Here is a 6,928-nt window from a genome sequence, read left to right on the forward strand (position 1 = left end):
AGTCCGGCACTGTGGCTATCGCGCTTTTGCCCGATATTGCGCCTCAGCATTGCGCGCGGATGAAGGACTTGGCCCGCGAAAGGGCCTATGACGGGGTGGTGTTTCACCGCGTGATCGATGGGTTCATGGCGCAAACGGGCGATGTGCAACATGGCCTGGCAGGCGGCGATCTGCGGCGGGCTGGTACCGGTGGATCGGACAAGCCCGACCTTCCGGCGGAATTCTCGGGCATCCCGCATGATCGCGGCACGCTGGGGGCGGCGCGGTCCTCGAACCCCAACTCGGCCAATAGCCAGTTCTTCATCAATTTTTCAGATAACCACTTCCTCAACCGCCAATACACCGTCTACGGGCGCGTGATCGCGGGGATGGAGCATGTCGATGCCATCACACGCGGCGAGCCGCCGGCAAACCCCGACCAGATGATCTCGGTAAAGGTGGCCGCCGATGCGTAAGCTGGTCTTGGGATTGTGCCTTTTGTGCGGCCCGGCTTATGCGACGGGGCTCGAGATCGATATCGCGGGCGAGGCTGACGGGACGGTGGTCATCGACCTGTTCGAAGAGGTGGCGCCGCTGCATGTTGAGCGGATCGTCACCTTGGCCGCCGAAGGTGCCTATACCGATGTCGTGTTTCACCGGGTGATCGACGGTTTCATGGCACAAACGGGCGATGTCGAATACGGCCGGATGGGCCAAGACATGCGCTATGCCGGGCGGGGCGGGTCACAATATCCCGACCTGCCAGCCGAGTTCTCGGACATCACCTTTGATCGCGGTGTGATCGGCATGGCGCGGGCGCAAAACCCCAATAGCGCCAATGCGCAATTCTTCATCATGTTCGCGCCCGGCCCCTTCCTTGACGGGCAATACACGGTCGTGGGCCAGGTCGTCAGCGGCATCGAGGTGGTCGATGCCATCAAGCGCGGGCGCGGTCAGAACGGGGCCGTGATCGGCGTGCCGGACCGGATGAGCGCGCTGCGCGTGCGTGACGACGACCCGGTCGCGGCGCAGTAAGGCACTGCCACAGCAACAAAACAGGGGGGCTATGGCCCCCCTTTTTCGTGGTTTGCCCACAACTTGGCCCATAAGGCGCGGATGCTTTTGCCGCCACGCAGCAAACCGCTTGCGGCCAAGGCGTGAAAGCCTCATTTTCAGCGGCGGAATCAGCCATAGGCGTGAGGGTCGGCGACGGGTGAGCGGATATGCAAAGCTGATGCGCACCGAAGCGGCGAAGGGGCTGACGCTTGTCAGCCCCACCTTTGTTTATGCGCTTGTGCTTTTGGCAGCACCCCTTGCGGCGATCGTGCTGCTGAGTTTCTGGACCCAGCAATTCCTGACCATTCAGCGTGATTTCACGCTTGCGAATTATACCGAGGCGCTGACCGATCCGCTTTACCGCGAATTGATGCTGCGTTCGCTGCGCATCTCGGGGCTGGTCACGCTGGTGACTGTGACGCTGGCCTTTCCGGTAGCCTATTTCATCTCGTTCCATGTCCGGCCCGAGCGCAAATCGCTATGGCTGTTCCTGATCACCATCCCGTTCTGGACCAGCTACCTGATCCGGGTCTTCTTGTGGCGGGTGATCTTGGCCTATGACGGGCCGATCAACAGCGGCCTGACGCTGGTACCGATCATCGCCATCATCGCCGTGATCTTCGCGGTGATCGCGGCAGGGGCGGTACTGTTCTGGGCGATGGGGCAGGGCTCGCCGCGCGTCTTGACAGCAAGCTTGGGGCTTGTGGGGGTCGCTTGCTTGGCGTGGCTGGCGCTGCCCGCGGATAATCTCTTGCGCGGCCCGGTGATCGATGAGCCGTTGGGCTGGCTGCTCTACAACGCTAATTCGGTGGTGATCACGCTGGCGCATGCCTTTGCACCTTTCGCGATCTTGCCGATTTTCGTGACGCTGGAGAAGATCGACCGCTCGCTGCTCGAGGCATCGCGCGATCTGGGCGAAAGCCATGCCCGGACATTCTTGCGCGTGACGCTCCCCTTGGCGATGCCGGGGGTGCTGGCGGCGGTGCTGATCGTCTTCATCCCGACGGTGGGTGATTACGTCACCCCACGCCTTGTCGGCGGGTCGGGCGGCACGATGATCGCGACGATGATCTATGCGCAGATCTTCGACCTGAACGACCGGCCCATGGGGGCGACGCTTGCGGTTTTGGCCATGTTGTTGGTGGCGATGGTGCTTTTGTGGGGCATTTCGCGTGCAAGGGCTTGGCTGTGGCTGGCCGACCGGATGGGTGGCGGGGCGAGGGGGGGCGGCATCGCCTTGGCTCTTGCCGTGACCGAGATCATGGCGATCCGCCTGGCCTTCCTTCATGGCCCGGCGCTGATCGGGCCTGCGCAATCGGCCATCGCGCTGGTGCTGGCGGCAAGCCTTGTGTCCGTCCTTGTCTTGGTGCGCCTGCCCAAGGGGAGGTGGGGAATATGAGACTGAACGCGCTGGCTGTATTCGCCTTGCTCTACCTTTTGGTGCTATACGCGCCGATCATCTTGTTGCCGCTGTTCGCCTTCAATTCCGGCACCGTGATCGCCTTTCCGCTGCAAGGCTTTACGCTTGACTGGTTCGCGGCCCTTCTCGACACGCCCGCGCTGCACGAGGCGACGGTGAATTCGCTCATCATTGCGATCTCGACGGCGATCTTCTCGACCATTCTGGGCTTGTTCGCTGCCCGCGCCGCCACGCGCTACGGCTTTCCGGGCAAGGCGGGGATCGTGGGCTTCATCATGCTGCCCTTGGTCTTGCCCGAGGTGATCGTGGCGATCTCGCTTTTGATCGTGTTGATGCAGCTGGGGCTGAATAGCGGCACATGGTCGATCATCGCGGGTCATACGCTGATCTGCACGCCCTTTGCGATTGCGATCTTGCAGGGCAGCTTTTCGAACATGGACAAAAGCCTGGAAGAAGCGGCGATCGATCTGGGCGAAACGCCTTGGTCGACCTTTCGCCTGATCACGCTGCCCTTGGTCAGCCCGGGCATCATCGCCTCGCTTTTGATCTGCTTCACCATCTCGCTCGATGAGTTCATCATCGCCTTCTTCCTGTCGGGCAACGAGCCGACGCTGCCGGTCTATCTGTGGGGGCAGTTGCGTTTCCCCGCCCGGCTGCCGGTGGTGATGGCGCTTGGCACCATCTTGGTGGTCTTGTCCGTCATCTTGCTGATCATCGCCGAAACATTCCGCCGGCGCGGGCTAAAGCGCGCGGGCCTGAAAGATACCGGAGGCTTTCTATGAGCCAGACCCGCACCCCGATCGTCACGCTCACGGGGGTTCAGAAATATTACGGCGACTATCACGCGCTTCGGGGGATCACGGCCAATATCGGGCAGGGCGAGTTCTTCTCGCTGCTGGGCCCCTCGGGCTGTGGCAAGACCACGCTGTTGCGCGCCATCGCGGGGTTCGAGGATATATCCGAGGGGCAGATCCTGCTCGATGGCAAGGATATGGAGGGGGTCGCCCCCAACAAGCGGCCCACCAACATGGTGTTCCAATCCTACGCCATCTTCCCGCATATGAGTGTGGCCGAGAATGTGGGCTTTGGCCTGCGCAAATCCGCGATGAGCGTGGCCGAGAAGCGCACGGCCGTGGGGCAAGCGCTGGACATGGTGGGTTTAGGCAAATTCGGTGCCCGCGCGGCCCATGCGCTCTCGGGCGGACAACGTCAGCGCGTGGCCTTGGCCCGCGCGCTGATCCTGAAGCCCAAGGTGCTGCTTCTGGACGAGCCGCTTTCCGCGCTCGACAAGAAGATGCGCGAGGTGATGCAGGTCGAGTTGATCAAGCTGCAGCGCGAGGTGGGGATCACCTTCATCCTTGTGACCCATGATCAGGAAGAGGCGCTGGTCATGTCCGACCGGATCGCCGTGATGTTCGAGGGTGAGATCGCGCAGCTGGCCGACCCCGAGACGCTTTATCGCCGGCCCAATTCGCGCCGTGTGGCCGAGTTCATCGGGATGATGAATTTCCTGCCAGCGCGCGTGTTGGGCGAGGCGGGCGGGCGTGTGGGGGTCGAGGTGCAGGGCCTTGGCCCGGCCGAGCTGGAAGCGGCGCAATGCCCCGGCGGCGTGGTGACGGGCGCGGCCGAGATCGGCGTGCGCCCCGAAAGCCTGACGCTGCTCTATGATGGCCAAACCGCCGAGGGCGGGCGCGAGGCGTCGGGCACCGTGCGCGAGGTCGTCTATTACGGCGACATGACCTATTACGACATCCTGCTCGACGGCACACCCGCGCCCGTCCGCGTCTCGATGCGCAACATGCCGGGGCGCAAGGTTCTGGAATTCGGCGCGCGCGCAAGGCTGGCGTGGGACCCAAGGGCGATGGTGCTTTTCGGCTGAGGGGCGGCAGGTTGGTTGACCTGATTTTATCCGGCTGTTACCCCAACCCGATAAGGTAATGCGTGCCAGTGCACAGAGGAGCGCGTGGTGTCGGAAAGCTCCCATCGAAAGGTCGCCATTCTCGAACTGACCGGCGTTCACGAGGAGGTCATTCCCAGCCTTGTCGATGCCGTGCCGTCTGGCGTGACGGTAGATGTTTTCGTCAATGCGCGGTGCCGTGATATTCGCGGCGATATCTTCCGGGAAATCAAGGGCTTTACGGCCAATGTTCGCTATCTCGAAATTGCTAAGGCAATTGATTGGGTCAAGCTCGGGCGGGATATCGATGGCGGCGGATATGAGGCGCTGATCATCTCGACCTTTCAAATCGAAGGCGTGGCGCTGTGGGCGCGAGAGCGCAAGCCCGCAGTGATTGGCGTCGTGCACAACCCGACGCTTTTTCAAAAATCCGCCGCCTCCACAACGGCGCTGGCCGAAGGTCGGATCAGCACGATCGTTCTGGCCCCTCATGTTGCTGCTCGGTTCAATGCCATGACCCATGGGGCTCATATGGATGCCATCGGCGTCATCGAACCTGTGTTCTGGGGCGAGGGCGCAAGGGCATGGGCCCGTTCTGATTCACCCAAACAAGTCATTGTTCCGGGCGGGGTCAATTTCTCAGCGCGCGATTTCGAGGGGCTGCTGGACGCGCTTGAGCCCTCCCGTGTGGCGGCGATGCGCCACGCGGGAATCGCGCTTCAGATCATCGGCGGCGGCCCGGACCGCGCCAAGCTCGAAGAACAGGTGACCGAACGGGGGCTCGAAGACGTGGTGGGCTTGCTTGCTTTGTCGGCAAGTGGGCGGGTTCCCTACGATGCCTATGTCGCGGCCTTGATACAGGCTTGGGCGATCTACCCGCTTTTACCGCTCGAATGGCCCCCCTATCGCGATTACAAGATCACCTCAGCCATCCCGACCGCGATTGGCTTTGGGCTTCCGGTCGTTCTCGACCGCTGGACCGCCAGCGCCTATCGCGTGCCTGCCTTGATCAGCGACGCCAGCATAGCGACCGCGCTCGACGCCTTGATCGCCCTTTCCCCGGATAGGCACGCGCAATTGGTGGACGAAATCCTGCGCTATGGAACCGAGGCACGGGCGCGCAACCGTATCGAGATGGCGCGGCTGATCGCGGCGGGCCGGATGGCGAGAACAGAGGCACTGATATGACACAGACCAAAGCTAGCGATTTCTTGCGGCTTTGTGCCGATCTTGCGCCCTTTTCCTACGGCCCGAACTTCCAAGACATTTTCGCGCTCTGGGCCAATCGCTTGCAGCGGCGGGGTTGGTTCGTGGAATTCGGTGCGCTTGGCGGCATCAACGTGTCCAACAGCTATGTGTTGGAGCGTTTGGGCTGGTCGGGCGTGGTTGCCGAACCGCATCCAGGATTTCACGATCAGCTTCGTGTGAACCGGCGCTGCCATGTCTCCACCGAGTGTGTCTGGACCGAAACCGGGCAGACTGTGACCTTTCAGGCGGTCAAAGGGCGCCCCGCGCTCTCGACCATTGCGGGGCTCGATTACGATGATGTGCAGTCGCGAACCGGCGCGCGCGACGATTTCGTCGTTCACGAGGTGCCGACGATCAGCCTTTTCGATCTCTTGCGCTCCTGCGATGCACCGCGCGAGATCGATCTTCTGTCGATCGACACCGAGGGATCGGAACTGCCGATCCTCACGGCCTTTGATTTCACGGCTTACCGCTTCGGGGCTATCGTGGTCGAGCATGGCCATTCATCGCAGCGGGGCCCCATTCATGCGCTTTTGTCTGGCCATGGCTATGTCCGGGTCTGGCCCGAGATTTCGGATCATGATGATTGGTATGTCCATGCCAGCCGCGTCGATGCGCCGCCCCCCGATCAAGCGGCTCTGGCAGGGTTGATCGCGCATTTCGCAACAACCGAGCCGACGCCGGGAACGGGCGAGCGCTACCGCCGCTTAGCGCGCCTCTCGCAAACGCTTGGTGGGGGTGATCTGGCGCTCCTCTGCGCGGAACGCGCGGTCCAAAGCCTTGGCTCGTCGAATGCGGTGGTGTTGGTCGAACATGCCAAGGCCTTGGCGGCCTGTGGCCAACTGGTGCAGGCGGCACGGGCCTATCGCGCGGCGCTTTTGGTCGATCCAAACCAGCCCCACGCGCGTGCGGCCCTTGAGCGCCTCACCTCGCCCTGACCTCCAACCAGATCCCGTCCTTGGCCCGCACCGTCAGATAGGCCACGGGCACCGGCACGCGGTCCCTGACCGTCTCAAACCGAAAGGCCCGCACCAGCATCGCCAGAAGCAGCGGCCCCTCGACCATGGCGAAGCCTGCCCCGGTGCAGACGCGGGGGCCGGTGGAAAAGGGGATGAAAGCCTCGCGCAGGCAGGTCTTGCCATTCTCGGTGGCCCAGCGGGCAGGGTCGAAGCCATCGGGGTTTTCCCACAGCCGTTCGTGGCGATGGAGGTGCCAGGGCGAGATCACGATCTGGCTGCCCTTTCGTAGATTGCGATTGCGGAAACATTCAGGCCCGGTCGTTTGGCGCACCATCATGGGCACGGGGGGATAAAGCCTGAGCGCTTCGC

Annotated in this window: 8 protein-coding genes; 7 read left to right on the top strand and 1 reads right to left on the bottom strand. The window is 62.7% G+C overall.

The genetic code is table 11. The features are described from left to right. The 7 genes from ACTG4J_RS13950 to ACTG4J_RS13980 all read left to right on the top strand — a co-directional run. Positions 1 to 455 (top strand): peptidylprolyl isomerase (locus ACTG4J_RS13950; protein ID WP_439140347.1); only part of this gene is annotated, 455 nt, incomplete at its 5' end. Continuing rightward, the gene (locus ACTG4J_RS13955) at positions 448 to 1,014 is read left to right on the top strand and encodes a peptidylprolyl isomerase (protein ID WP_439140348.1); all 567 of its coding nucleotides are present in this window, start codon (positions 448 to 450) and stop codon (positions 1,012 to 1,014) included. The genes ACTG4J_RS13950 and ACTG4J_RS13955, both read left to right, overlap by 8 nt. Before the next feature lie 199 nt (positions 1,015 to 1,213). Next, a complete protein-coding gene (locus ACTG4J_RS13960; RefSeq protein WP_439140354.1) occupies positions 1,214 to 2,434 on the top strand; it encodes an ABC transporter permease in 1,221 nt (406 codons plus the stop codon). Next, complete coding sequence (locus ACTG4J_RS13965; RefSeq protein ID WP_439140349.1) at positions 2,431 to 3,237, top strand: ABC transporter permease; 807 nt, start codon at positions 2,431 to 2,433, stop codon at positions 3,235 to 3,237. Before ACTG4J_RS13960 ends, ACTG4J_RS13965 begins: the two co-directional genes overlap by 4 nt. Then, entirely contained in the window at positions 3,234 to 4,334 is a 1,101-nt protein-coding gene (locus ACTG4J_RS13970; RefSeq protein WP_439140350.1) for an ABC transporter ATP-binding protein, read from the top strand. Before ACTG4J_RS13965 ends, ACTG4J_RS13970 begins: the two co-directional genes overlap by 4 nt. A gap of 87 nt (positions 4,335 to 4,421) precedes the next feature. Further along, positions 4,422 to 5,540: a hypothetical protein gene (locus ACTG4J_RS13975; RefSeq protein ID WP_439140351.1), complete on the top strand. Its 1,119-nt coding sequence runs from the start codon at positions 4,422 to 4,424 to the stop codon at positions 5,538 to 5,540. Then, positions 5,537 to 6,538 (top strand): FkbM family methyltransferase, encoded by a 1,002-nt coding sequence (locus ACTG4J_RS13980; protein ID WP_439140352.1) that lies wholly within the window; start codon positions 5,537 to 5,539, stop codon positions 6,536 to 6,538. The genes ACTG4J_RS13975 and ACTG4J_RS13980 overlap by 4 nt, the downstream gene beginning before the upstream one ends. Here the strand turns inward: ACTG4J_RS13980 and ACTG4J_RS13985 are convergent. Then, positions 6,525 to 6,928 (bottom strand): cytochrome P450 (locus ACTG4J_RS13985; RefSeq protein WP_439140353.1); only part of this gene is annotated, 404 nt, incomplete at its 5' end. The two genes, ACTG4J_RS13980 and ACTG4J_RS13985, sit on opposite strands and share 14 nt — an antisense overlap.

Origin of the sequence: Roseicyclus sp. (assembly GCF_965662675.1) — a bacterium.
GTDB lineage: Bacteria > Pseudomonadota > Alphaproteobacteria > Rhodobacterales > Rhodobacteraceae > Roseicyclus.